The organism is Aeromicrobium sp. PFPM2_SD2 (assembly GCF_057364525.1).
The window spans coordinates 1-1,297 of record NZ_JBNFNZ010000581.1 but is presented as its reverse complement, the minus strand read 5'-3'; the positions used below and the strand labels follow the sequence as shown (position 1 = coordinate 1,297).

Below are 1,297 nucleotides of genomic sequence, written 5' to 3'. Positions count from 1 at the left end.
CGGCCTCGCGCTCCTGCTCGCGCAGCATCAGACCGGTCACGCTCACGACGCTCTGCGGCGGCAGGCCCTGGCGGACGCGCTCCTCGACGAGCGCGACGGCGTCGTGCCCGGCCTCGGGGGTGAACTCGTCGGTGCGCCAGACCGGCTCGCGCCGCGTCACCCACAGCGTGTCGGTGACCAGCGCGAGCTCGCCGAGGTGCTGGACGGCCGAGAGCCCGCCGCCGACCACGAGGGTCCGCACGCCGCGGAAGTGCTCGGCGCCCGGGTACTGGGCGGTGTGCAGCTGCTCGCCCGCGAACGTCTCCATGCCGGGGTAGTGCGGCCAGAACGGCTTCGTCCAGGTGCCGGTCGCGTTGACGAGGGTGCGGGTCCGCCACGCCCGGTCGCCGGCGGTCACGAGGAGCAGGTCGCCGTCACGCTCGACCCGGTCCACGCCCACCGGCCGCACGACCGGCAGGTCGAACCCGCGCTCGTAGGCGGCGAAGTACGCGGGGACGGCGCGGTTCGCGCGGGCCGCGAGGTCGCCGTCGGTGCGGGCCATTGCCCGGCAGGTCGGCCACGCCGTGCACGTCGCGCATCGTCAGCGACGCCCACCGGTGCTGCCACGCGCCGCCGGGGGCCGCGTCGGCGTCCAGCACCACGTGCTCGATGCCGAGCCGGCGCAGGTGGAACGACGCGGACAGCCCGGCCTGACCGGCACCGATGACCACGCTGTCGAGGACGTCCACGTCCCCTGCAACGCCGAGACCGGCGGAAAGATGCCCGGCGGACGCGTCCCACCTCATTGTTACCGATGGTAAGTTACTGGGAGTAATCTGACGCCTGCAGGAGGAAGCATGACCGACGCGACCCACCGGTCCCCGCGGCGACGCCTGTCGCGCCAGGACCGGCACGCGCAGCTCCTGGCGGCGGCCCGCGACCTCATCCGCGAGGAGGGGACGGACGAGCTCTCGCTCGGCCGGGTCGCTGAGCGCGCCGGCGTGACGAAGCCGTTGGTGTACGACCACTTCGGCGACCGGGCGGGCGTCCTGGCCGAGCTGTACCGCGATTTCGAGGCGCGCCAGCGTGCCGCCCTGGCGACGGCGCTCGACGGTGCCGATCCGCGGCTCCCGGTGGTGGCGAGCCTCGTCGCCGGCGCCTACGTCGACTGCTGCCTCGCCGAGGGGGCGGAGCTGGCCGAGGTCGTCGCCGCGCTGGCGGGCTCGTCCTCGCTGCGCGCGCTGCGCCAGGAGGCCGAGGACGCGTACCTGCGGATGTGCCGCTCCGCCCTGGAGGCGATCGCCGGACCGGTCGACGC

Annotated in this window: 2 protein-coding genes and 1 pseudogene; 1 reads left to right on the top strand and 2 read right to left on the bottom strand. The window is 74.8% G+C overall.

The features are described 5' to 3' along the window. The coding region (locus AC2W7G_RS16550) for an NAD(P)-binding domain-containing protein (protein ID WP_485869401.1) at positions 1 to 541 on the bottom strand (541 nt) is incomplete at its 3' end. Between the two features lie 109 nt (positions 542 to 650). Next, positions 651 to 785: pseudogene (locus tag AC2W7G_RS16545) on the bottom strand (hypothetical protein); the annotation flags it as partial. A 51-nt stretch (positions 786 to 836) separates the two neighbouring features. On the opposite strand from AC2W7G_RS16545, the gene AC2W7G_RS16540 reads away from it, so the two are divergent. Then, positions 837 to 1,297: TetR/AcrR family transcriptional regulator (locus AC2W7G_RS16540; RefSeq protein ID WP_485869400.1), on the top strand; the 461-nt coding region annotated here is incomplete at its 3' end.